The organism is Brevibacillus sp. 7WMA2, assembly GCF_010748895.1.
GTDB classification, from domain to species: domain Bacteria; phylum Bacillota; class Bacilli; order Brevibacillales; family Brevibacillaceae; genus Brevibacillus_B; species Brevibacillus_B halotolerans.
Genome location: NZ_CP048799.1, coordinates 766,132 through 792,230, shown reverse-complemented (window position 1 = coordinate 792,230; position 26,099 = coordinate 766,132). Strand labels below are relative to the sequence as shown.

The window sequence follows — 26,099 nt, the reverse complement described above, 5'->3', positions numbered from 1 at the left end:
ATAAGCATCCTCACTAGATATAGCGATAAGCTACCCGAGTCAAGAAATTGACATTGCCTGCTGTAGCAAGTGGGGGCACATTAGCACGTAGGGTAACCTCTACAAAATTTCCTTTTGAATTCACAGTGGAGCCATCATTTTGGACGCCCAGAATCTCCTGATTGTTTGGTGAATAGGTTCCTGTTGGATTGGTTGTATTGCCGCCTGGCTGAATAGCCTTCGTTACAGGGCCGCCAATTTTAGAGAAATTACTTTCTTTCATGCTATCAACACGAACTTCAATCCATGTGCCGATCACCAAATCTCCTGTGTCGCCACCTGCACTATCTTTCGTTGTGATCGTACAATCCGTCATGGTCGAAACATCTGCCGTACCTCCACGGTTATTCCAGATTAACACCCCGAGAGCCGGTGAAATTGACCCGGCATCAATGGTGCCAATCTCCCATTTTGTTAATTGTGTTACATTATCAGTCTTATACCACGATACTGCTGGTGCTGGCATGTGAAAACCTCCTTGAGAGTGTTTAAAACACACTTGTTATACCTTCAATATAAGATAATCACATGAAACCTTAACAAAAGCGTAGAAACGAAATGCAAGCAATTATACAAAACACAATTGAGGAGCTAGTAATGAGAAGCGCCTACGTGATTAAACTGCTTTTTTCATACAACAAAAAAGACCCTCGTTGAGAGAGTCTTTTCGCAACTTCATATTTTCCGATAACCACTCGTATTTACCTAGACGGATTTTTTATACCTGATATAGAGTAGATCTGGAATTCCATCTGTTACTTTTAGAGCATCTGGAGCAAAATCAATGCCGACAATTCTATTAGAAGCATCTCGTTTAAATTCAAAGTTGACCGTAGGCACTTGGATTTGACCATTAATCGCTACTAAAACAGATTTGTCCTTTGCCAATCCTTTTGTAAGTGAATAATTTGTTTCTCCGCCTTTTGCTTCGTAAAACTCTTCTTCCTCTTCCGTCTCAAGCAGAACGATCCGATCATCGAGCTCTTTTGTGCGAATATCTGTCTTATTTTCAATATCAATGAGACGTTCCTTCAGACTAGTAAAGCTCGCTTTTGGAAACAAGCCATTTTTCGATTCCACATCACGATTGTGGGCATCTACAACCTCTTTATCAGAACCATGCTCTACGGTTTTTATACGTTTTGCTAGATCTGTAAGCACTGTCTGAACAGTAAGGCCTGTGTAGTTTGGATCGTTAACAACCCCAACAAGAGAGGCGCCAGTGGTAGCAGCAAGATCATCGCGAATTGCCTTATCGGCATTCTTACGCGCGCTTTCCTCGTCAGTAATTTGTTGAACAAGGGATGTTGTCAGATTAGGATTCCCATCATTATCAAGCGTACCGCCCATACCATAGATATCCTTCATAAGTTGAACCAGGTTCATGTATGCTCTAGCATCTGTGGCGCCTTCTACAAAGCCTGCACCGCCTTTAACAATCGCATCTACAGGTATAACTGATAGATTCGTGCGGATAACAAAGCGATAATCAATATTTTCCGCTTTTTTATCAAACGTATACGGCTGCTCTGCTCCTTTTTCCATACTAAAGAATTTAAGAGTAAATACTCCTCCTGCTTCTTCCAGACGACCATACACCACATCAGAATCAGCATCCCCGATAGGTGTATCGCTTCCCGTCAATCGAAGCTGAACCTTTTCCGTTAAGACAACCCCTTCTACGTCCACGCCTGTCGAGATGCTACGAGCACCAATGTCAGCCGTAACATCAATCTGAGAAGCCCCTTTTACTTCTTTGTTGTTTGCCTGTACAAATACATCAATCTTGGTATCTTCTAGAATTTCCCGGTGGTTGTGAAATTGAATATCTAGGTATGTTTCACTAATTTTGTTAGCAGAGTCGAAATGATTATTTCGCATAATCTTATTATGAAACTGCTCACCGCGTAATCTAGCAATCCCTCTTGTTCCAGCCATTTATGATCACCTCTTTTGAAATATTCACAATCATTATAGGTATATTGAACTGGATATTCTCTAAAAATGGTAAAATTAGATGATAACCTTTATTTCAATGGTTACGCCCTCAATGCCTTCGCCGAGTTCTGCAACATGAATTCGAAAATGGTCATCCTTTATAATTGTATCCTCGGCTAATGTATAGGTGGGATGAGCTGTATTTGAGGACTTTTCATTTTTATCTATGACAAGATTATCCTGGAAAATATTTTTCCAGGATGGGGTGCTGTCATAATTGACTTGCGAGCATTTTTCGATTTGAAATACTGTTTTTCCGTTGCCTGATTTAGCACAGGAAGCGTACACTTCCTGAATCTTTCCATCGAATGGAAACCGTATTTCAAGCTTTGTAACTCCTAAAAAGACCCGATTTAATACAAACACCATCGTTTTTACCTCGGCTCTTTCCTCTATATGATCGAGTCTGTCGTCAATAGAAAAGTAAGGCAAGTCATTCGTTTTATATCTTCTTGCTGAAATAATTTCTTCTTCTAATCTTTTAAATCTTAGATCATCGATGCCACTCCCGCTTCCTTGGCGATATTCAGGTTTCCAGGTACGTATAAATATCTCGTCGCCAAGCATCAGCGGAACAGCTTGTCCATTCAATGGATGATTTTCTGGATAAACACCTAAATCGAGACGAATCATATATTCATTGATTTCTTCATAGCCACCATCTGCAAGTATATGTTGACCATTAAAATATACGTCCAGCATTTTCGTACCCATTTGATAAGGATGTGTTAAAGGAATAAATAATCCTCGATTGAGATCCAAATAAGCTTGGTCTACAATAATCTCTTGTTCCTTCCAATATAGATATTCGTTTCCATATCGGCGTAGATTCATTTTAGTTCCTGCCATGCCCAACACCTCCTTACAAATGATTAATATCCAGAATAAAATGCAATGGCTTTAATCCGAAGCGTTCGCTTTTTTTCTCTACCCTCATCCAAAACTTTTTACTAGTAAGCGGAGCTATATCTCCCATGTCAAGGGTTTGAGAATATTTGTTCGTCGGCATATTTGATCCATCGTCATGACAAATTTCTGCCCATTCATATCCAAATTCCTCTAAGTATTTTAAAATACTCATGGATATGCTTGTTGCTGCTTTATTGGATGACGGATTGGAAAGCTCCATTTGAACGATAATGGTTTTATCATACATCGTACCTAAATAGGTTTCTCCTGTAGAGCTTAGTTCAACGCCTTTCCACATGACACGTAAATCTGTCCCGTATAAAAAAACATCCCCACCATACATATCCACGGGTCCTAGACTAGTCAAGAGTGTACCTGTGGCATCATAAATTCGAATCATACCGTGGTAGGACAACGTCGGTAGTTCTAGCTCGACTCCTGTCCAGTTTGCTTCCAAGGTCGAAGAGGCGACGGTATACCCATCTTTGTCACACAAAAAAACAGAAAAGCCTGGTGGCAGATTCCCAATCGTGATTTTGCTATCTTTGCATACAACTAACCGATCAATGCTTACATTCTTATAGCCTGCTGATGATGGATTCTTGACAACGACCCCCATCTTTTCAGCCACTACACTATCTGTATCAAATAACTCCCATCCATATCCTCGATTAGCAAAAAAAGTCCATTTGTTGCCTTTTTTATAGGCGCGCCATTTACTATATTCCGTTCCTGTTGTATCTCTGCTTTCCAGAAACTCTAGACGGTGATAACCATCCTGCCAAATCAGAATGCCGCCTTCATCACCAAGCTCCACTGGGACATAATCAGCTGTTACCTCAAACATGAGGGTATGTTCCTCCGCCGGCACATCGAATAGTACCGAGGTTTCCAACTCTGAATGAGCCATAACAAGCTGATTTCTATTACGATCAAGTGAGCAGGCATCGCTTGGAGATAAATTGTAACGGGAGTGAATGCTCCCGTTATCAAACCTATCATCCAAAATCAAACCACTCCATTTCTTGTAAATTCCCATAAATTCCCCTACCTTGTTTTCTTCCAGTTCCATATGCTCCAGGAAGCAATTTTACCAAGAATCATCCAAATTTTTCTTTTTGTTGAGGTCGGGATGGTTTCATTGGTAGCTCTCGATCCATGTTCTAGAACTGTATTTATCTTTTTGTTAGGTCTTCTTGCTTCCTCAGGCTGAATCAGATCTGTTGTCATTACATTCTTTTTGCGTTTGCCCTTCAAATCATGAGACAAGAGGGTTGGATAAACTCGTTTACGCCTTCCAGACTCTTCTTCTATTTGCAGATGCGTTACGATACGTTTCTTCTTCCGTACACTATCTGTGTGAATGTGAACGTGGCTGTCCTGAGTCATTGTAATAGAATCAGCCTTAGTCTCCAGAGAAACCGTGGTTTGAGTAGATCCACCATCAGTTGCTGCATGTACTTGACGGTGTAAAATCCCTAATTTGTTACTTCCGTCCATATTAGATTCTTCAAACTTTTGGGTAACGCTGACTGAAATGGTATCCGCTCCTGAGCCTTCAGCGGTTTCCAGAAGCGCATCATAGATGCTATCTCCTACTTGCATCGTCATTTCTTCTATAACAGTAGTCAAACCTTTATCAAAGGAAGCTAACTCATCATTCTGGAGGGTGGCGTTATCATATTTATTATTTTCTCCTGATTCCAGACCACTTGAAATCGTATCTATAGAAAGCTGTTGTCTACTGCCACTATCCCACTCAATAAAACTAGAATCATCGGTGGATTTTTGTACAGATGCCATATTATTTACAGAAGCATAGGTATTCAGAATTTTTTCTTGATAGACGCCTGATTCGCTGTTACTTGTCTCGGCATCATAAGTAACTTCATACGCTCCTGATTCTAGCTTATCTACAGCTAGTTTATTGTAATCTATTACATAATCAGCGGTTTCCAGCTGTTGCTCTGATGAATCGTAATTGGTTACATAGTCGGCCGTTTCTGGCTGTTGGTCTAATGCTTCATAATTGGTTACATAGTCAGCCGTTTCTGGGTGCTGGTCTAATGCTTCATAATTGGTTACATAGTCAGCCGTTTCCGGGTGCTGGTCTAATGCTTCATAGTTGGTTACATAGTCAGCCGTTTCTTGGTGTTGGTCTAATGCTTCATAATTGGTTACATAGTCGGCCGTTTCTTGGTGCTGGTCTAATGCTTCATAGTTGGTTACATAGTCAGCCGTTTCTGACTGTTGGTCTAATGCTTCATAATTGGTTACATAGTCGACCGTTTCTTGGTGCTGGTCTAATGCTTCATAGTTGGTCACATAGTTGGCGGTTTCTGGCTGCTGCTCTGAGGCCTCATAGTCTGTTACATGATTCGCTGTTTCCGGGCGTTGCTCTGAGGCTTCGTAGTCTGTTACATGATCAGCCGTTTCCGGGTGTTGCTCTGAGGCTTCGTAGTTGGTCACATAGTTGGCGGTTTCTGGCTGCTGCTCTGAGGCCTCATAGTCTGTTACATGATTCGCTGTTTCCGGGCGTTGCTCTGAGGCTTCGTAGTCTGTTACATGATCAGCCGTTTCCGGGTGTTGCTCTGAGGCTTCGTAGTTGGTCACATAGTTGGCGGTTTCTGGCTGCTGCTCTGAGGCCTCATAGTCTGTTACATGATTCGCTGTTTCCGGGCGTTGCTCTGAGGCTTCGTAGTCTGTTACATGATCAGCCGTTTCCGGGTGTTGCTCTGAGGCTTCGTAGTCTGTTACATGATCGGCTGTTTCTGGGCGTTTCTCTGAGGCTTCGTAGCTCATTACATGATCGGCCGTTTCTGGCTGTTGCTCTGAGGCTTCGTAGCTCGTTACATGATTCGCCCTTTCTGGCTGTTGCTCTGATGTTTCGTAATTCGTTAGATAATCAGCGGTTTCTGTTGAGCCTACTCTGCTTGAATCTTCTGCTAGGGAAGACGCAGCCTCTGTTAAGAAAACAAACATTCCATTATCGGTATGCTCTCGTTTGGATAATTTCGTGAAATCAAGAATACCTTCAGCATAAACAGCCTTTGTTCCTAACCCCTTGTACTCCAGCATAGCAATCGGAAAATCTGTCCTTTCCCGGATTTTCTCGCCTTCTTCTACTACAGCATGCCCACCTGTAGTTGTATGTGCTGTATGCTGGGGTTGATATTCACTTTCCTGGTCCATTCGTTTGTCCGCCCATAATATGGATTCTTGCTGTGTATCTTCAGTATACCCACTACAGCCTTTCGCACCTTTCTCAAGCTCTGTATTAGAAATGTAATTTTTATAAGCAGGTATTCCATCATCGGTTATCGCTTCACTAGCAGAATAAATATTCGTCCCGCACGTTTTTTCGAGCATAAGAGATTCTGCTACATAATTTTTATTTCCTATTTCTAACCACAATGCATTTTCTGCTGCTTTATCACTGATAAAATTTGCTCTTATATCATTCAGTGGCGTATCGGAATTAGCGTCTTTTTCTACTTCTGCCAACTGGAATTGTTGCTGGTGATCCAGCTCTTGAACAAGCCCTCTATTCGATGAAATCAGCTCTTCCAGATCAATCCTACGATTTTGGCTTTTCGTTACAAAAACAGCATCATCGACATTCAAAGGCAAATGGTTGTTTAGTAAATCATGGATTATGCTTCCTGACTCATCTGAGTATTGTGTACGTACAGGCTGACCCATTAGGAATATAGAATGATTTGCTAGCTGGTTAAAATTGCTATGCTCTGTAGCTACAAAACAGCTTGCAGTAGCCTCTTTTCCCCTAGTACTGACAGACGCATCCATTTGTTTGTCTTCAAAGCCATTAGCTTTTGTCTGATTTTGTCCAAGCTCTTCTTTTTCTATCTGGACATCCTTGGTATAAGCCGCTAGACCTTCTGTGAATTTTTGCATTCCTGATTCTGAGTGTTGACTGCTATTCCCCTTCATAAGGTGCTGTATTACTGATTGTGAGACCGAATAAATATCGACATCTGAAGTAGCTTGTATTACCGTATGTTTAATCACATTTTCCATGCCTGCCTCAATCATTTTAAAAGCTTGAGCACCATGCATAATTTCTAATAAACGACTTAGCTTACTTATCTCAGGATTTTGGGCTAAGATACTTTTTAATCCTTCTACAGCATGGAATGTTTGCAGGTCGACACCCTTATCAATTCCCAGATTTGAAGCAGACAATTTATCTAACGTTACCCCACCATCTCGTTTGACATAGCTTTGTATGAAATCCAAAACATGTCCAGGTACATATTCAGAAGCTAATCCATTGATTACTTTCTGAGGCAGCTTTGCATCTGCTTGTATTGATAGCGAATCACTTGCTGAAAAAGCACGAATAGAATATACATCTGTGTTTTCTTTTCTATTAGGATGAAATAAGGTTTCAATTACTATTTGTTCTTTATGGTTAAAAACGGGCTTGGCTGCTTTTTTATCTATACAATCTGCTAGATAAGAGGCACGCCTTACTGGATCAGGTACGTCATCTAATGCATCGGCATCATAGATGGATTTCCTATATCCAAGAGCATTCTGTTCCCCTTTTGCATCAAGCATCTCCCCGTGAAGACGAACAGCAGTTGTACTTCCTTGATTCTCTAGATCGTAATCCATTTTACTAGTCAAATATGACTTTTGGAGTTCGCCTTCTTTTTCATAGAGAGTGTTTTGGAGAAGGAGCATTTCCTCACTCTCATAGGTTGGCGTTTTCCTTTTACTATTCATCAGTTGATTCGGATGAGAAGCATCAAGCTTTTTGCGGGTAGATGCAAGCTCCTGATTCTCCACCGCTGCTCTGTAGGTATTTAAGATTTTATCTGCTACAAAATTAGTGTCTGTTTGAGTATGCTGGACATATCCTAAAGCCCTCATGGTAAGCTGATTCAAAACCTCTAGGCTTGGTGATCCATAGATAAATGAGGACTGACAAACGGGAACTAGTGTCTCTGATAAGACCGTTCGTTCCTGATTAGCATGTAAAATAGAATCAGCTTTTGTAGTTCTGACGATCTGTTCCTGGACATTCAAAAATGATGTTCCTTTATACAGGTCATGATGGTTGCTCTCTTTCCCTGCATACTCCCCGTTACTGTATTTATAGATGTCCAAAAGATAGGATACGACATTACCAAAAGCTAACTCTACTTCTACTCCCTCCACTTCTGTCACGTTAGAAGCCAACTTTATATTTTTTCCAAGCAGACCGGTAGCAGAGTTTGGGACTTTATTTGCTGTCTTGTAGGTATCCAATTTTAGGCTTCTATAAGTAGTACTGTTAACAGGGGCTGTTACATGGTATTTAGTATTTCTGGTCCCATTAAACACTGTGTCTATACCAAACGCCAGTTCATAGCCCTTTTTAGAAAAAAGGGCGGTGAAACTGATTAGGTAAGATTTTTTACCGTTCAGCACACCGCCAACCTCCCCCGCCTTATTAGCTGTTTTTAACAAGTGTGTCTTTTAGGATACCAAGACCGATAGGTGCAAACGGGCTAATGGTCGCTAACGTTAACGGACATACAGGTGTATCTGCTAACGTATAGCGATACAACTGCTTATAGTCATAAGTAGCAAGGACTTCTGCATCTTTCGCAGGTTCTTTTCCGTCTAAGAACACAATTCTCTTTGTTTCAAAATCAAGCGTATAGTCTTTACCGAGCACCATCAGCGCACAATCAACCTTTACCTCAAGCTTGAATGGAGTTCCATCGTCTTTTAATGAAGGCTGATGGGAAAGATGAAATGTTTTTTTGACTCCATCACCTTTACCTAGGTCTTCATTCTCGGAATTTTCAATCACTTCAAGCTCGTCCAATTGGGAGATATTTTTAGGGTGAATAGCGTAGCACTCATCCAGTTTCCCAACAAAACCATCGTTAGGATGGACGACATACATTGGTGAAATATGATATTTCCCACTATACACAGATGGATTAAAGCGCGATTCGCCTTCATCAACCATTTTGTCATGCGTAATAAACGCGAGATAATGCTCCTGATAGTACGTACCACCAATAGACTGTTGCAACTGAACGCTACTATTACCATTGGAGGTATGGTTGCCATAGTCAACAAATAGCGCCCCTAGCTTCATATCCTTTTTCCATTTAATCTCATCTTTTTGACGACATCCTGATATAAGTACATGATTTTTACGAGGAGATTTGCCAAGCGTAGTCATACGTCCAATATATAAAGGAGCATAATAGGTGTTCTCGGGACCCGCTGTTGGATCAGGCCGTAAGAATAAAACGATTCGATCCTTCGTCATATTTCCCCAATAAAACATTGTTGAGTCACGCTGCCAACCACGATCAAAGTGATCTAAAGGTGTAAAGGACAAGGCAGTTGGCATAGATGGATAAATATACGTAATGGCGGAATATACACCATCCATCATAGACTTACCGTCATCTGGATCAAATTTTTTCACTAAGATATCGCCATAGTTAATTGTTTTTGTCCCTGTTCCAACTAACACGCGTACATAAGAAGCATGTAGCTCTGCACCTAAATCAGGGGCTGGACGAGTTGAGAGAATTTTGATTGTGTTAGTCGTATAATCTACCTCGTACTCATCTGCCGAAATTTCAATTTGGTTAATATAAAGACGTACAGTTCCTTCCTTAATGGTAGCGGCTGTTGGAATCTGGAAGCTTCGTTTAGCCCCGTCTCCATCAGGTAAAATAGATTCAGGATCACCCACTTTTACATTGCCATCCATTCCTTGCACAATCTTCTCACTTCGCACATCATCATAGGTAAAGAAATACAATCTTTTCGGCATATCAGGTGCATTTGGTGCTGGAGCATAGGAAGCCGTGAATTTATCATTTGGGTCTGCTGGAGCAGTAAGAGTAACCACTCCGGTAAAGTCCTCTACCTTGTACTCGGCTTTATCAACAAATACTCCATTTTTGTAAAGCATTAATGAGCCTTTTTCAATAGGGTACACAATGACCTGTAATTGGGTCGTTGAACCTGGTAGGAATGCAGCTTCACCTAACACTGAGTTTTGTGAAATATAATCTACTTCACCAGGTTTCTTGAATTTTCCACCATACCCATAAACCATACCAAAGTTTCGAACCTGACCATCACTTCCAACAGATCGAAACAATCTTACATCTGCAAATTTAGTTGTCACTCTCTTTGCCTGATCTGTTACTGCACGATATTTTACATAAGTTTGCCAGCCATGCTCATTAAATAATTTTTCCAGTTTATCAGGAAACAATTGAATGGTAGAATCTCCATCAAACCATGCCATTACGCATTCACCTCTCTACGTGTTTTACCTAATCCTAAGGAGTAGGGATTTCTTTTCCTTCTTTATCAACCGTGTTCAAATACAAACCAATTCCCGCAGGTCGGAACTGAGTCCCTGGCTTCTTGGTAAGAGGAGATACACCTTCGACCATGAAATACCGATATACATCAAATTCGTCTGGGCAATATGCTTTTTTAACCCGTAATTTATTTGCATGAAAGGAGAACGCAGCTAATGCGATGGTGTCTTTTAACGTTCCACGCACACCCTCCTCAGGATGGATGACATATACCTTGGAGGTATGAACCTTGCTACTATATCGAGATGGATTAAAATTGTATTTATATAAAGGATTTTCTGCGTTATTCCAAGCTCGCGGGTAATCTCGTTTTCCATCGACTGAAGATCGTGCTGGCGGCATTTGATTAGGTGGCGCATTCCAGGACAAATAGTGCGCCTGATAGCGAGCACCCAGCTTACCGCGATGCACACATACGTTATCCAGCCCGTTTGCAGGGAATTTTGGATATGATTTTAACAACGGCATAATATTAGGCTGACGAGTAGCTGTATTGTCGTAATCATATTCCGTAATATCTTTGAGATTTTTCTCAATAGGTACACTGCCTACAAACAAAGCGTAAGCATTATCTCCCTCTTCAACCGGGTCCAGCTTGCCAAAGTAAAATGGAATGCTTGGGACTAAGTTCCCTTCAGGTGCGGGCACATTATCACATTGCATAACAAAGAATAGATTCGTTTTAGAAAGAGTCCCTTTGATTGATATCTCAGAATCAGACCACCAGTTCGTAAATTGAACAGCCGAATTGTATGAGGGTTCGAAATATTTCTCCAATAAATTGGTGCGAAGACCAGCCTGCATGACAGGTGATTGCATTCGGTCACCCTCAGCCTTTTCAATGGTAAATACCACATTTGATGACCCAGAATCGCTCCATTTACTGGATTCCACCTCAATATCGACTGCTGCACGCAATTGTTCCTTTTCCAGACTTGTATCCCAAGCCAAGACAATATCAGGATAATTCAGAGTCATGCCCTTTAGGTCTTCAACCATATAAACAAATAAGGTTTGAGGGGAACGATATTTTCTAAATTCATTTGTTGTCCAATCAGCAAAGTCAGCTAAGGCATCTTTATCAGGTCTGAACTTATACTCAAGTAGTTTTGGACTCCAAGATCCAGCGATAGCAATCCCGAACATCTTATTTTCCTGATTGGCATAAATAAAATGCTCCGCTACCGTTATTCGATACGCTGTGCTGGGTGTTTTCGTCGATCGTGGGTTTGTTAGGACTGCATCAAAAATGACCTTCTTAAAGTTCGCCACAACCTTCCAGCCTGCTGTTGCGAGCAAATCACCTAATCGTGCTTGTAAATCAGACTCTGTTACTTTTGGTGAAAAAGTAGCAGCAGTCGTGTCAATGAAAGGCATATCATACACCCCTTATATGTTTTATTTACTCCCCTACTCCTATGGACTAGGGCAATGCACCAAGTATTCCCATTGCGTACCCGGTCTGCTTGATGATACGACGACTTTAATCTGGGTTATTCCACCAAATGGATTATATTGAAACGACAAGCTCCCTTTGTTACTTACTTCGCCATGAGTACTAGCCACTAGATTATCTTGATAAAAGACATCCATACGATCAGGTACCCCGTACATGTCGTATTCAATAACGACATTCCCTCCATTAGAACCAAGCTCATGATATTTTTCCGTCCGCTGTCCTCCACCTGATTCTGCCATCTTGCCACATTTTTGTGTGTTTGGTGGTGGGGGTGGCGGAGGAGGTGGTGGGGGTGGTGGCGGGTCTATAACCTCAATCGTTGCCGTCGCTTTCCCTTTTTGCCCCTGTTCATTTACAATCATGAAGGTTATCGTGTAGGTTCCACTCTGTTTGAATGTAAATTGAGCCTGATCTACGGAATAACTCCCTTTATGGTGGTCTCCTGAGCCATTCCATTCAAAATGAAGGATGGGTGAATGCCTACTATAACTTGATGTAAAGTTAACGGATTCCCCAGTCTTTATTCTCGAATAGGATGGTGCAATGGTTACCACGAATGGCAGTGGCGACGGTGGATCGGGAGGTATTGGCGGAAGCGTGAAGTTTCCATCTTTTAAAATCCCGAGTCCTGCTGGACGAAAAGAGGTTCCAGGTCGTTTCGTCATGGGGGAAATTCCCTCAACCAAATAGTAGGAATAGATTCGATATTTATGATTTCCGTCTACATCGCAGTATTGATCGGCTACAGCTAATTCATCACCATTCATTATAGGTAAGGGAGATACAAAAATAACATGTCGTAGCGTTCCATGAGCTCCATCTTCAGGATGAATCAGCATCGCTTTAGATGCATGTGCTTTTTCACTATATCTAGAAGGGGTGAATTGATACTTGTATAGCTCTTGCATATAGTTGTTCCAAGCCCGTGGATGTTTTTCTTTCTTCTTAGTTTCACGCAACGGAGGCATACTATTAGGGGGAACATTCCAAGAAAAATAATAGGATTGATAACGTGCACCGTATTTCGTTCTTTTAACCATGACAGAGTCGATTCCGTTACTCGCATGGACTGGATATTCCTTTAAAATAGGCAGTAAGGTATCTTGCCAGTTAGCATCGTCGTAATCATCATAGTCAAATGCGGCAGAAGCCCTTAGTGCATTGTCTACGCTAGCACCCTTTTTACTTATAGCAGACCCCGCGAACAAAGCTGCAGGTTTGCCACCCTTATCTGTATAAATAGTAAAATCCATCCATACGCGGGCTGATACAGGAGGATAAGCATTCACTCCAGCAGTACTCTGAACCTCTATTGTAATCGTACTCTTAGCATCAATTCCAAAAACATCAAACTCTCCTAGGTACTCTGCATCCACTTTTTTATCAACGGGTTTTTGATAGCCGGTTGTATGAAAAACACCTACCTCTATCCCTTCAACAGATACCTTTACAAGCTCACCTTCATCTCCATTGACATCTCCAGATAACCAAACTTTGACCTTTGATCCCTTCGAATTCATGGGATTATTGGATACAATGGTCATCTTTTTCCTAGTGGCTTGGTCCAGCTCGAAGACAAGCTCTCGCTTCAACACTTCCTCTGTCTCGCCTTCTACGTCAAAATCCCCCATATAAAGAGGAATAGCCGGTACGGCATTACTATTCCAAACAGGTGCGGTATCAGAAGTAATGATAAACATCAGTGATTTACCATCCACAAAGCCTTTAACAAACACTTTGCTATCGCTCCACCAATTGGTGTATTTTACATGCAATCCATGGATATCACCAATGCTCTCTAGCTGTGGAATGCGGGTTCTCGAAGTAACAATTGGAGACTGATAAAATTGCGGATACTGCTCTGTAACCTTGTATTGCAAGGCTTGTGACTTGGCCTGTAATCCCCACATCGCGGCCTGAACCTCTACATCCAGTGCAACTCTTTGGAACTCTTTTGGATCTTGCCAACCTACGATCATATTTCCGCCTAAAATAAATTTATCAAGCTGATAGAAATACAACGTGTGCCGTTCATACAGGTCTTCTTCCTCCACTTTTTTTATTGCCCAAGAAAAAATGCCTGTATCATGTGGCATTAGCTGCGTACCCCAATCTGCAGATGGATGATAAACAGCGAAAGGTACTCTCTCACCTGTGTTATAAATTTGTTCCTTTACCTTTCCAAGCACCGCCATCCCAAACAGATTTCCGGAGATGTTTCGTACAATATAGTGTTTAGCGACGTAAAACTCAAACTCATCTGAGCCTTCTATCTCGCTGTAGTAAATGGCAGCTTGCCCCTGTACGCCTGGCTCGAATTCAATTCGTAAACCGCCATCTACCTTCTCCATAACGCTATAATACGTACTAGGCATCAATTCTCCATCCAAATAAATATAAAAATCATCTGGATATGCTAGCTTGGGAATATCGACATAGGGGCGAGCCAAAGGTAAAAAGAAACGAACAATCGTTGGCTTGGTCAGTCGCGATGCATACACTACTTTGTGAAATTCAGCTTCCTTCCTCCAACCATTTGCTATACATAGATCCGCGAGGCCTTCAAGCAAATGTTTTTCAGTCAGCATAACATCAAGCCAAGGGTGAGCATTAGGCATATAATCTCCTCCCTTCCTACCTCAGCATTTGATAATTCACCCAAATATATTTATTTTTTCCACCCTCATTAAAAAATTCAAAATAGAAGGTACTCCCTGCCTTACATGGTATAAGAGCTGTTAAATACATTCCCTCAGGTAAATCCTTTGTATAGATGTTCTTGCAAATCAATTGATTGTTTACGTAAAAATTCCAAAAATCCTTTGCTTCATAATGGGAAGACCCAACAGCAATGGAAAGTAGTTCACTATCCTCAGCAATAGCTAACGTATGATCTATCTTGCCAAGGCCTTTGGAGGTAAGAATGATCCCCTCAATATAAGGAGTTGTTTTCGTTGGCATAAAAGGCGGATCGAGCCTTCCGCCAACTACATAACTAGCAAAATTAGCACCACTCGCCAATACCTACACCGCCCTTACATAGTCAAGTTGAAGACTCTTAAACAAACCGTTTTCTCGAATAATGCTGCCCTGAATCGCTCTACATGCTTGAATATCTGTCTCCTCCTCCAGCTCCTCATTTACAATGGAGGATTGCTCTACTTCGATTAAAAAACCCGTGATTAGTAAGCTTCCATCACGTTCAAGACTGAGTTTTTCAATTGTCCCATTGTCATATGTATAAATAACGGTAGTAACCAGTGATGGATGTGATGCCAATTCTCGCAATACCTCAACACTCACAACCTCAGGCTCCCTCTGGCTCTGGACAATGGTTAAATCATCCCCCCCTGCGTATAGCCCCCCTTTTTTCAGCTCTCTTCTAATCAGGTCTATAATGGGGAAAACTTCATTTGCGTTTGTAAAGTTACGATTGAACATCATCAACACCTCAGCTTCTATTTCAATATAAGAAAAAGCAAGGAACAGTTATCGTTTGATACGTAAACTTTCCTTGCTTTTTTATGGAGATGTCATACAAGTACGATGAGTCTTTTCTCTATTTAGGCTGTGGCAAAGAGTGCCAGGTTAGTTCCAAAAAGTTAACCATGCCGCTTTCATTGCCAACAAGCCTGTTTCCTTTAATCAGATAGTAGCCGGCTGTATACGTATTTTGATCATACACGTAACAGCCATCTAGCAATTCAATAAATGGATTGCCCTTCACCACTACATTTTTTGTACGTGCCTGACGTTTCATATCAAAGAAAATTTTATTAGCAATCTCTTCCTTCAAACCACGCATGGTAGCTCCATCCTTTTCCTCAATCCAAGCCATATGCATACCAGCTGTTCGAATATTTCCTTTCGTGGCCACTAATAAACTCTTATCAAAAAAATGCTCAACCAAGCCTGCTGAGCCCGAAATCATCAGGTGATTTCGAATTCGCGAGTAGTCTGTAGAGGAGGTCATTTCTAGCAAATTGTTACTATCGACAAACTCCCATTTCGCTGAATCTATTATTTGCCAATGGGGGACATCTAGGAAGGAGAGACGTTTTACATGAAAGGTTCCATATCTATCACAGTAGGCTCTGTAGGGCATATCTTGTAGCAATGACTGAATAGCATCTGCTGCTCTGGTTCCTGGCTGGAAGGTGACAGACGAAACAAATGGATTTTGCCAGCCTCCCACTGTTTTCGCACTTTCCTGAGTAACTGCCTCTAATTCATTTGTCTTTCTATTAAATTTCATAAAGGTGTTCTTCCCTTTATTTACATCAATATAGACTGTCTCCTCAATTTCGTAATCTGGGTATTTAGTGTCTTCATAATGAACCCGCCAATTGCCTAATCCAGCAGTCACTGCGATATCTTCAACAATACTAGATTTTAGCCAAGCAAAGGCTCCACCATCACCTGCATACGCTTCTTCTGGCGGGTAGGACATCTGTTTATAAAATACAAATTCCTCCAGCATATCGTACCGATCAACACAATGAAAGGTGATCGTTTTAGCCTCGGCATCCTCTTCAATTTCACCCTTAATCAGTCCTGTAAAAATGCGAACCACATCTTCTCCATAGCCAGCATAGATTCGAATAGGCGTCCCTTCACTAATAACATGGCGCATTTCGCCTTCCTCCCAATAAGAATAGGGAGACGGTAAACTTTTATAGGTATCAGGAAAAATCGTATTTCTCTCAAATGTAGGAGAATATTTCCCCGTTGCGTTATTTAGCGTAATAGCAGCAGTTGTAGAGGAGGTATCTAGATGTGAGTTCACCTCCCAGGACATGATGTCATCCTCTAAGACGAATGTATCCTCGTATTGAAAGCTCCCCACCTCATACCACTTTTCTTTGTACGTATTCCCAATGTGCGTAGCAAACTGTTCGATAGCATAATTACTGAATGCATACCTCACATCAGCAAGGTGTATGGCTCCCTTCGTAACAGCAAACAAAATACGGTTTGTCCCATAAGGAACGGCTGTTCCGCGCACACCTGTATTTTCCCACTTTTCTTTATCATCAGGGAGCTGCTTCTTAATATAGACATCCATATCCGTTTCATTATGACAAACAATAACATACTCCACAAAATCCTTTTTATTGTCCACTTGATATGCTCCACCATTGGTACTGATCCCCACGTCGGTAATCTCGATTTGATACCCTTTTTTTCCATCAGAGATATATACCTTACCTTGGGAAGCTTTATCAACCTTCACCTTAAATTGAATGGTAAATGGGAAGCTTTTTACCCTGCCCACTCGTTCTAGACCTGCTTCTTTTCCCTTAGACGTAATGGTTTGATAGGCACCATTATCCTTAATATCTGCTTGCTGATACATAATCCAATTCTTCGCAGAACTCATCGTATCTTCATAATCCCAAACCGTTTTCCTATTAATTGATTCTACATCGAATTCACGTGCTTTTAAGAAAAGAATGCCAAAACGTCCAGTAGAAGCTTTTGAGGGATTGGATAAAGAAAATTCGATTTTGTGTTTTCCTTTTGGGACAGGAATAGATGGTGGATATGCTATCCCATACTTGGCATTTACACCTCTTATCGTAGCTACTGTGACCCCATCAACCTTGACCTGAACCATATCTTCCAATTCCAGATTGGCCATATAAGCCCAACCTAAACTGCCAGCCTTAAACCAGTCATGATCAAACGTAAACTTTTTCATTTGTCCGGCCGCATTGGTTTTCTTAAATCCAAGAAGATGATAGGTTTTTTTGTGTGAATCGTAGTCGATGTACTGCTCGGCACCTGCTATCTCTATATATTTAGCAGGGTCTAATGCCGTCTTTTTTGCAGTAAAATCCTTATAATAGGAAATCTTTTCAGTTGTCCGGTTAAATTTATAGGTGGAAACGGCATGATCAATCTGACCATCCGACTTGCGTGCCCTACCATCTCCCCAGCTTTTTACCCGAACAAGAACTTGTTTTCTGCCAAATGCCCTGCACTTTTGATCATTTTCCATTAAAATATCAATCTTATTACCCTTGATCGCTCCACCAATGTCATCAGCTAGATATTCTCCCCAGCTAACGCCATCGACAATTACCTCTACTTTACTTTTGAGGGGTATGATAGAGGGATCGACAGCGATGATTTTATCGTTTTTCCAGACACTAACATCCGTTCCCCCTTTTGTAATTCCTGTACACCCCGTACATTTTGCATGATAGGCAGTGGCTTCCATCGGATATTCAATAGCGGTACCTGCTGATTGCACGGATTTTTGGGTTGGTGACAGGATACGTGCTGGAGCCTGAATTACCTTCTCACCCCGTAGAAATGGCTCTGGATTAAGGTCCTGACCATTCTGCCGCACCTCAAAATGAAGATGGGAACCGTCACCTCCCCCTCCTTTAATCACGAGTCCCGAATTCCAGCCAATCCCAATCGGTTGCCCTGCATGAACCGTTTCCCCTTTTGTAACCAGCAGGTGATTCGGTTTCATATGAGCGTAACGAGTAGACCAGCCGTTCCCGTGATCAATGTACACAGCAGCGCCGTACCCATTTATCCAGCCTGCTTGCACGATACGGCCTCCCCATACAGCATGGATATGGTCTCCTTTTTCACAGTCCAAATCGATCCCTTTATGTCTTTTTCTAGAACACCTTGGATCAGAGTCATGCCAATCTGTAATTAGCATCCCATTTATATGAGTACTGTCATTCTTCTTACCAATCATCGTTCTACTGGACAAAATCGGCATTGACATCGTTGTATTAATCAACTCGGTCGGGGCGATAATTGGTGTACCATCTGTTTCATTCGTTAATGGTGTGATCCCGTCGATGGACAGCATATTTCCCACAACTGAGTCATACACGTACTGTACCGTATCATATTTTTGCCGAACTCCCGGCACGTAAGACAGCTTATCTAGCTCAATAATTACACGTGGCTGTGTTCCATACGCATTTATTCGTCTCATAATCGACTCCAGTAATCTGGAGGAAGGATAGTTTACATCACTTACAAAAGCCATTTTTCGTCACCTACCTAAACCTTTCTATTGCCCATTCAATGAATCGATTGAGAAAAACAATTGCTTCGGCACGCGTGATACATTCCTCTGGTTCAAAGCGTTCATCCTCATATAGTGGAAACGCGTAGCATCCGTCCAAAAATCTTTCCTCTAAAATATCGATCACATCCGACTCGTACCACTTGCCAGAAAAGGTACCCTGATCAGCAATGTAACGAGTTGGAGATGGATTAGGCTTGTACTCCTTATCTGTAAAACGATTGTAAAAGCTTCTTCTCATACGTTGCAGGAATACCATAAATTCAAATCTTCTTAATTGGACTTTTGGGAAAAATCGATCATTATAACGAACACAGCTTGACTCTACTATGACTGTGTCTGTTGTTGTTTTGAATTTCCCCCCCACCTTGTAGTTGTACGTCACTTTTGCCGGATAGCCATTATACATGTATGGTAGATATACTCGTCCTGCGTGCATAACAAATACATCTCGATTAAAGCCAATCGCTTCTTTTATTTTCTGTTCTGGATGATCTCCTGGTTGAATATCTACTAGCTTGCGCTTCAGCTTCACCCCTAAAACCGTACAAGTTTCGGGCTTTAAGCGTAGGCTAAACGTATATTGGGATTTTTTCATCACATCCGCAGATGGCATGCGGACAGCATTTTCCCCGCAAGTGCTAAAGGGTGTATATACACAGCCTTCCTGCTTATATTTGGGCTTCCCGAAAGTAATACAGACAACTTCAATTCCACCTGACATCGGATTGGACAGCGTAATTTTCCCATTCTCTACCTTCTCGGGTTGAACCTCCACCCCATGTACGATCACAAAAATTGGATTATCATCATGTACTTTATAATCAGGAATGAGAAATTCCTGTTGTCCATCCACGGTAACAAAGCGCTTGACGATACGCTCGTAGCCTTTTTCAAAAGCATCATAATACATCCCATCAATAAAACTCTGTGTGCCTTCACCATCCAAATGAAGACGAGTAGCCTCCAGCAGGTCCCGATAAAACCAATCTAGTGGATCAATGTCAATCCAACGCCTCACCATTAATACCCCCTTAAAATCCGATCAATATGACGGTAGGTCCTCATCAAAAAGGTGATTCCTTCTGCGCGTGTACATACTTTGTCAGGTCTGAAGTAAGAAATTGCCTCACCATCATCTTCATAGTTGGCAATTAAGCCTCTCTGTTGCATTTCATCAACATATGTTTTTGCCCAATGCTTCTCCATATCAATGAATTGATTTTTATATCGGTATTCATGCTCTTGTTTCCGAATAAGTGAAAGTCCAATCGACACAATATATTTTGTTTCGATCTCTGCTGTTCTAATGTCTGGTTCCCCGGTTAGAATCCCGACATAAATCGTTCCCTTTTCATCATAGTAACGATGCTTGGCTCCACTAAACTGTAGCCAGTCTGCAAATTCCTTTTTACTGTAAAACAATAAGGTAAGCGTCGTTGTATAATGAGAGGTTCCATGACTGATTAAACCAGCGGAAGACGACAGCGTTTGGTTTACATGTGTCTTTAGATTAGGCGAAGGCGGTTTGTAATCATTAATAAGCTTTGCTTTTACCTCGGTAAAACGAATGCCATTATCATAAAAGAGGCGCTTTTTATATATGTAATCTTCTGAATGAAAGCTGTTTTGCTGAGTCATATTACTACCTCCTTGTTAGGGCTTAGACTTTTTGGGAGAAATATTCAGGAAAAGACACGCTCGTTACTCAGTAAAAGAAATACCCTACCTCAATATAAGGTAGGGCTTCATTTTCATAACGAAATATTACGGATAACTTGAACGATAAGCAGCCGTTCCCATCAGCATTTGGTCGCGTATGCTACCTACTCGACCTGTGAATAAGCCACGACCGATCCCATTCCCAATCGCAGTTAATTGTTCTGATGTAGTATTGTTGGTTACATTAGGTAATGCGATATTTACTACTACATCACCTGAACCAACTGTAAAGGACTGATGCGTATTTCCTCGCGTCAAATAATCATAGCGGCTCATGGCTGTTATGCCGTCTGGCAAATTAAAGGTACCTACAGGCGATTTCACTTCTTCAAGAATGCCTAGCTGAGCCTGTAGAGATTGTTTGGTTAAATCCCGAATTTCTTGCATATACTTCTTCTGCTCTTCTGGACTCTTTCCAACCATATCCTTCTTGTATTGCCCGATTAGCTTATTGATGTCCTGAACTTCTTGTTTGGCAGAAGCAATACGTAGTGCCCGCAGTCCAGGGGAATCGTCTGGTGCGCCTCCTCGTCTCAGCTTTTCTGCCAGGTACGAATTTTCTCGATTTCCCGCTTTCTCTTCTAAATCAATCCGCTCAATGCCAATTTTTGATAGCGATAGATCCTTATAGCGAAGCTGTTCATTCAAAATGCTATTATTCAAATCCTGAATAGCAAAGGCTAACTCATCTCTTTGATCCCCCTTCGCCTCCATCGCTTTTAATTCAGCAAGCCTCTTTTGTAAGTCGCTAATTTTGGAGCTTGTAATTTTTTGTAATGCACCAATATAAGCCTTAGATTGTCTGTCCATGTTGATAGCAACCATCAATTCCTTGGCTTGAGCGACTTGTTCTGTCTGCTGTAGCCTTTTTTGTACGGAAGAAAACTTTGTTTGAAATTGTCTTTGCTGTTCCAGCTTTCTGTCCATATCTATCTGCTTTTTGCCTTCTTCGTCTGTACTTTTTCGATCATCGATTAATTGCTTATAGCGCTTTTCTTCTTCCTTGTATTCTGCAGAATTTTTATTTTGAATGCTTTGTAGGCGCTTCTTAGATTCTTCAATATACCTATCAAAAATTGCTAATTCACGCTGTAATACCTCTTCTAAGCGTTTTATCTGTGCCTCCTTCATATCAAGGAAAGCTTTGCTATCAGTAGCCACGCCATCCAATTCTGCCTGTAAGCTCTCTGCCTCGTTTTTTTTCTGTACCTCTGTGTAGCCCTCTTTAAGCCTAATCTTAGCTTCATCTGCGGTAATGTTGGATAAGAGTCCATTTTGATATTTCTCATCGTAGCTTTTCTTAGCTTCTTTTTCGATTGAAGCTTTTTCTTTATTTTCAAGCTGAGTCCGTTCATATTGTTTGATAAAAGCCTGTTTTTTCTTTTCCTGAATTTCTTTTTTCTTGCCACTTGCCTCAGACCAAGCATTCACAGCTTCTTCTTCGGAAATATCATTATCTTTTAGATAATTGGCAAGGTCTTCATTATTTTTGAGGTTCGCTCCCTGTTTATTGTACATTTCGCGAATCCCATCCATCATTTCCTTAGCATGCCCGACTCCTAAGTGTGTATCTTCTCCTCCAAAAAAGCGACTGACACCATTCATGAAGGTCCCATACATGAGATAAAGAGTATTCCCAATGTTAGGTAAACTCCAAACTCCATTATCTCCCGCCACTCTTAATGTGTTCGCCACACCTACTATGTCTTTCTCTTGTTTTTCCGCACTCATTAATTGACGCTGATCATCTGTGGTCGTCATGTTCATCGCTACTGTCTTGGCAGCTTGGGCCAAAGCTAGCATGGCTACAAGCTGTGCCCCCATCTTGAAAATGTTAGCTGTTAAACCACCAATGGCTCCCCCAGCTCCCCTAGCGAGATCGGAGGTTTCACTTAGAAAGCGCTTAAACTTGTCCCCCACTTTGTTTCGATTAACTTGCTCATTCATACTGCGCATCGCATGAGATAGCTCTAGATAGGTGGAAGAAGCGTTACGTGTAACTGCCGAACTTTGCCTTAACGAATTCTGATAACTATCTAAAGCTTGTTGTAGACTCGTAATGCTATTGACCGCTGGAGAACCATTCCTCCGTAATTCCTGAAGATGCTTTTCAAACCCCTCAAATTCAGTTTGACTCATTGCACCCATGCGTGAAGCAACATTTTTAAATTCTGTATGGGAAGCCATGTTTTGCACAAAGGAAGTGCGGTCCGCTGTACTTGCTAGCAGAGAATTCAAAAATGTCGGCTGAATGAGTTGATTGGAATCAGGATTCGTTTTCAACCGATTCGCATAAGTCCGATTCCGATTAAATCTTTCTTGATAGGAAACCTTCCCTTTTTCCTTCCAGCTTTTTGATTCCTCCATCATCGCAAAAAAAGTAGGAAAATCATTTACCTTATGTCCAGAGCTGGCTACATACTTTTTAAAATGCTCGTGCTGAGCTTTACTCATGGAATTAAACTCTTGCATTCGTTTTAAAAAGATGTCATTTCCCTGAAAATCTGCTGCCTGCTGCCGTAATTTCCTATGATTTCCCTTTAAATCATTCCCCATCATACTCGTTACTACAGGGTCTGATACCATCCGTTTCATACGATCCGCATAAGCAGTGCGCTCTCTTTGCTTTTCCCAGTTTTCGGGGATTCCAGATTTTTGCCAGCCCCATTTGATGCCTTTCATCAGTGTAAGACCAAGCAATGCGTTAGACACTACATCTGCTAAACTAGCAAAAAGCTGCATATTCCTTGAAACGCCATCTGCCATATTCATCAGCATATAAGACACCTTATTAATAGATGGTGTCAGTTCAGTAACTAATGCGTCCAAGGCTACTTCTAAGCTTGTATTAACTCGATTCATATTGACTGAAGGATTTTGCAGGGACTGCTGAAGCATTCCCTCAAATGCAGACTGATCAAAGCCTTTCATCTTCGTAATAAGCTCTGCATGAGTTTTTGCTAAAAGGGCTTCCTGACTGCCGCCACCCCTCCCTCCTTCTGTGGTACCAAAGAAAGAATCGATCAGCCTATCTCGTTCAGCACTATTACGCAAGGAGGAAAGCATATCCGCAAAATCCTTATACATGGACTCTGCACTTCTGTTTTTCATTCCACCAGTTGCTGGGTCCATCTCTTCTGTTTTGACACCGAGCTCTTTCGCTTTATCTCTTCCTTTGTCCGTTTCAAAGCGTTTCAGGATTTTTTCATAGATTCCGAGATTTGTATTTGTTTGAATGGAGGCAGCAGAAAGCCCTACGAGCATATCTGCGTCTGTTTTTGATTTAAAAGTATTACCAGTTTTATTAATCATTTGCAGAATTTGTTCACTATTTGCCGTTCCCATTTGAGTGACAGCAGCAATAGAACGAATAATCTTATCATCCATTTCTTTCATGGATAGGCCCAGCTTATCTTTAGTAGCCAACAGGCCGTTAGCTACTGCTTTCATATCAGTAGAAGGGTCAATTATTTTGATCTGGGCTACCTGTTGTACTAGCTTTTTCATCTCTGCTGGTTCCGTAAGTGTTTTACCACCTATAGAGGCTACTTCAAAAAGCTGCTTAAAGGAAAGACCATAAAAAGAACTTTGTTGACGAACAAATCCTTTAATCCCTTCAATTGCACTCGCTACTTTTCCCTGATCAACCGGGCTTTGAGCGTGATTAGGATCAACTCGATAATCTTTTAGTAGCGAGAGACTGCGGTATAGCTTGATCTCTTCCTGCTGAATATGATTAAAAATATCGATAGCTTGGTAGAAAAGTGAGGAAGGGTCTTTAGCTCCGCTTACCGCTAAGTTATTGCGAATAGAAGCAATAGCAGCGTTTTGAGCGTTGATAGCTGTCACTACACTAGTAGCAGGAGCCGCCTCGTTTGAAGCTGGAGAAGCACCAGTCTTCTTACCTGCTGTTATACCCGTGTCTGTAGTACCATGATCTAATGAACGTAACATGACAGGAGAAGAGAGAAACGGTGGCAAGATACGGTTATGTCTCTGTATGCGCCCCGTACTTTGCCCAAATTCTTGCAATATATGCTCCACTTGAAGATCGAATTGTTTCTTAATCTTTTGGATTAGCTTTTCGTTGATCAAATTGATTTGACTAATGAGGTGTTTTTTTAGCCTAGGACTCGATTTAATATCTAATGTTTCAATGCTGTCTGCTAGCTTCTGCAGTTCAAGCTGAATACCTCGTTTTACTTTTCCTTGCACCTCATCAGAGACTCTTTGCATCTGGGATTGTAATTCTGGCATTCGCTGAGTGAGTGTTCCAGCCCTCTGTCCCATATTCTTGCTTGCAGGCATGGAGCTACCATCCTGATTCATTTGTTGGTGCAGCTTTCTTCCCATGTCTCTATTTACTTCTCTGTGAAAGGAACGTAGAGAATTGTGTGCCGCATTGATCCGAGCAGCCAAATTGCCAAATCGGGAGTCAAGTCGCTCCAGCTCCTTGCTGTATTGAATGGAGCTTTGAATGGAAGCACGCAGCTCAGTGGCAAAAGTTGCCCTCATTTCATTATTCATCGTCTCACCTGCCTTATAAAATAAAACTCCTGCCCCTCCATTCAGGAGCAGAGCAGGAGTATGTATTAACCCAAAACGTTGGCAAGCCATTCCATATCTGATTCATCTGCTACTTTATAGCCATCCAGGTAAGTTCCATCTGTTCTAGTCCCGGTCTGTCCATGTGATTGATCCTTGGGGGATAGCCCTCCGCCAAACAGGCTTCCAAAGGACATGGTTGAAACCTTCACAGTGAATTCGATATGTTCATTGCATTGCTCTAAATAAAAACCCAACTGAGGTAATGTCAGTTGCCAAACCTGATATTTATCCAGATGACAATAATGAGCTAGTTTAAAGAAAATATCAGCCCAATTGATAGGAGCTCGTGCCTTATACTCCTCATCTTCCTCCTCAGTGGTTACATTGACTTTTTTAATCCATTTAATCCGATCATTGCATCAATAATTTTCTTGGCCGTTTCTAAGTCTACAAAATCAGCTAAGTAATCTGTATCCACGTGTTTATAATAGGGTTTAAACGCCATTAGAAGTACATGTAATAATTCCTCATAACGATCATCGTCTAGCTCTGACTCTGGAATTAAGTTGGCAATAATAATTCCTGAATCAATCGTATTTAGCAATTTCATCAATTTTCGGGCATCCCTGATACCTAGAGGAGGAATTGAGTACGTTTTGCCATCACGCAGCCGCACCTTTTCATCCTCTTCAAAAAATACCTTTTCGCGAATGGACGCCTCTTCTTGGCTCAATACTTTAGCTGGTGTTTCCTCCGTTGTTGAAACGGCTGGCTGCTTTTCAACCTGACCGGCTACCTCTTGTTGAATAGCCTGCTCTTGCTCCGAGTTATTTTCCTGTTGCTTTGGAATTGCAAAATTTCGATCACTCAAAACGTGGCACCCCCACATGTGTTTTCCCCCATTGACTGTTAGACATAGGTAAGCTAAATGGCGGGGGTAACCAGATAGCTACCTATGCTGTCATTCTAAGTACTTCTTAGTGTTTTCGAA

At 41.5% G+C, this 26,099-nt stretch carries 16 protein-coding genes; all 16 read right to left on the bottom strand.

What is annotated here, in order from left to right:
• Positions 1-13: 13 nt before the first annotated feature.
• The 16 genes from GOP56_RS03305 to GOP56_RS03235 all read right to left on the bottom strand — a co-directional run bounded on the left by GOP56_RS03305 (position 14) and on the right by GOP56_RS03235 (position 25,979).
• A complete protein-coding gene (locus GOP56_RS03305; protein ID WP_003337268.1) occupies positions 14-505 on the bottom strand; it encodes a hypothetical protein in 492 nt (163 codons plus the stop codon).
• 239 nt (positions 506-744) lie between these two features.
• A complete protein-coding gene (locus GOP56_RS03300) occupies positions 745-1,977 on the bottom strand; it encodes a hypothetical protein (RefSeq protein WP_068793432.1) in 1,233 nt (410 codons plus the stop codon).
• 75 nt (positions 1,978-2,052) lie between these two features.
• Positions 2,053-2,886, bottom strand: a complete 834-nt coding sequence (locus GOP56_RS03295) for a hypothetical protein (RefSeq protein WP_163244493.1) — start codon at positions 2,884-2,886, stop codon at positions 2,053-2,055.
• A 13-nt stretch (positions 2,887-2,899) separates the two neighbouring features.
• Entirely contained in the window at positions 2,900-4,018 is a 1,119-nt protein-coding gene (locus GOP56_RS03290; protein ID WP_163244492.1) for a cell adhesion protein, read from the bottom strand.
• Positions 3,994-8,382 carry a hypothetical protein gene (locus GOP56_RS03285; protein ID WP_163244491.1) on the bottom strand — a complete coding sequence of 1,463 codons (4,389 nt, stop codon included), beginning with the start codon at positions 8,380-8,382 and terminating at the stop codon, positions 3,994-3,996. The genes GOP56_RS03290 and GOP56_RS03285 overlap by 25 nt, the downstream gene beginning before the upstream one ends.
• A 22-nt stretch (positions 8,383-8,404) precedes the next feature.
• Positions 8,405-10,240 carry a DUF2460 domain-containing protein gene (locus tag GOP56_RS03280; protein ID WP_163244490.1) on the bottom strand — a complete coding sequence of 612 codons (1,836 nt, stop codon included), beginning with the start codon at positions 10,238-10,240 and terminating at the stop codon, positions 8,405-8,407.
• A gap of 34 nt (positions 10,241-10,274) precedes the next feature.
• Positions 10,275-11,696 (bottom strand): hypothetical protein, encoded by a 1,422-nt coding sequence (locus GOP56_RS03275; protein ID WP_163244489.1) that lies wholly within the window; start codon positions 11,694-11,696, stop codon positions 10,275-10,277.
• Between the two features lie 39 nt (positions 11,697-11,735).
• Positions 11,736-14,396 carry a PKD domain-containing protein gene (locus GOP56_RS03270; RefSeq protein ID WP_163244488.1) on the bottom strand — a complete coding sequence of 887 codons (2,661 nt, stop codon included), beginning with the start codon at positions 14,394-14,396 and terminating at the stop codon, positions 11,736-11,738.
• Between the two features lie 16 nt (positions 14,397-14,412).
• On the bottom strand, positions 14,413-14,799 hold the full coding sequence (locus tag GOP56_RS03265) for a hypothetical protein (protein ID WP_041752553.1): 387 nt from the start codon (positions 14,797-14,799) through the stop codon (positions 14,413-14,415).
• 3 nt (positions 14,800-14,802) lie between these two features.
• Positions 14,803-15,222, bottom strand: a complete 420-nt coding sequence (locus GOP56_RS03260; RefSeq protein ID WP_254068584.1) for a hypothetical protein — start codon at positions 15,220-15,222, stop codon at positions 14,803-14,805.
• 115 nt (positions 15,223-15,337) lie between these two features.
• Complete coding sequence (locus GOP56_RS03255) at positions 15,338-18,799, bottom strand: peptidoglycan DD-metalloendopeptidase family protein (RefSeq protein WP_163244487.1); 3,462 nt, start codon at positions 18,797-18,799, stop codon at positions 15,338-15,340.
• Positions 18,800-18,809: 10 nt separating this feature from the next.
• Positions 18,810-19,862, bottom strand: coding sequence for a hypothetical protein (locus tag GOP56_RS03250; RefSeq protein WP_121474085.1), 1,053 nt, complete (start codon positions 19,860-19,862; stop codon positions 18,810-18,812).
• Complete coding sequence (locus GOP56_RS03245; RefSeq protein WP_163244486.1) at positions 19,862-20,479, bottom strand: S-layer homology domain-containing protein; 618 nt, start codon at positions 20,477-20,479, stop codon at positions 19,862-19,864. The genes GOP56_RS03250 and GOP56_RS03245 overlap by 1 nt, the downstream gene beginning before the upstream one ends.
• Positions 20,480-20,605: 126 nt before the next feature.
• Positions 20,606-25,087, bottom strand: coding sequence for a hypothetical protein (locus GOP56_RS03240; RefSeq protein ID WP_254068581.1), 4,482 nt, complete (start codon positions 25,085-25,087; stop codon positions 20,606-20,608).
• Positions 25,088-25,152: 65 nt separating this feature from the next.
• Positions 25,153-25,302: a hypothetical protein gene (locus tag GOP56_RS23275; protein WP_174250652.1), complete on the bottom strand. Its 150-nt coding sequence runs from the start codon at positions 25,300-25,302 to the stop codon at positions 25,153-25,155.
• A 185-nt stretch (positions 25,303-25,487) separates the two neighbouring features.
• On the bottom strand, positions 25,488-25,979 hold the full coding sequence (locus GOP56_RS03235; RefSeq protein ID WP_174250651.1) for a DNA polymerase III subunit gamma/tau: 492 nt from the start codon (positions 25,977-25,979) through the stop codon (positions 25,488-25,490).
• Positions 25,980-26,099: the final 120 nt, after the last annotated feature.

Coding starts and splice junctions, on each gene's coding strand:
- GOP56_RS03305 (WP_003337268.1), bottom strand. CDS start 505: ATGCCAGCACCAGCAGTATCGTGGTATAAGACTGATAATGTAACACAA.
- GOP56_RS03300 (WP_068793432.1), bottom strand. CDS start 1,977: ATGGCTGGAACAAGAGGGATTGCTAGATTACGCGGTGAGCAGTTTCAT.
- GOP56_RS03295 (WP_163244493.1), bottom strand. CDS start 2,886: ATGGCAGGAACTAAAATGAATCTACGCCGATATGGAAACGAATATCTA.
- GOP56_RS03290 (WP_163244492.1), bottom strand. CDS start 4,018: ATGGAACTGGAAGAAAACAAGGTAGGGGAATTTATGGGAATTTACAAG.
- GOP56_RS03280 (WP_163244490.1), bottom strand. CDS start 10,240: ATGGCATGGTTTGATGGAGATTCTACCATTCAATTGTTTCCTGATAAA.
- GOP56_RS03275 (WP_163244489.1), bottom strand. CDS start 11,696: ATGCCTTTCATTGACACGACTGCTGCTACTTTTTCACCAAAAGTAACA.
- GOP56_RS03270 (WP_163244488.1), bottom strand. CDS start 14,396: ATGCCTAATGCTCACCCTTGGCTTGATGTTATGCTGACTGAAAAACAT.
- GOP56_RS03260 (WP_254068584.1), bottom strand. CDS start 15,222: ATGATGTTCAATCGTAACTTTACAAACGCAAATGAAGTTTTCCCCATT.
- GOP56_RS03255 (WP_163244487.1), bottom strand. CDS start 18,799: ATGGCTTTTGTAAGTGATGTAAACTATCCTTCCTCCAGATTACTGGAG.
- GOP56_RS03250 (WP_121474085.1), bottom strand. CDS start 19,862: ATGGTGAGGCGTTGGATTGACATTGATCCACTAGATTGGTTTTATCGG.
- GOP56_RS03245 (WP_163244486.1), bottom strand. CDS start 20,479: ATGACTCAGCAAAACAGCTTTCATTCAGAAGATTACATATATAAAAAG.
- GOP56_RS03240 (WP_254068581.1), bottom strand. CDS start 25,087: ATGAATAATGAAATGAGGGCAACTTTTGCCACTGAGCTGCGTGCTTCC.
- GOP56_RS23275 (WP_174250652.1), bottom strand. CDS start 25,302: ATGTCCTTTGGAAGCCTGTTTGGCGGAGGGCTATCCCCCAAGGATCAA.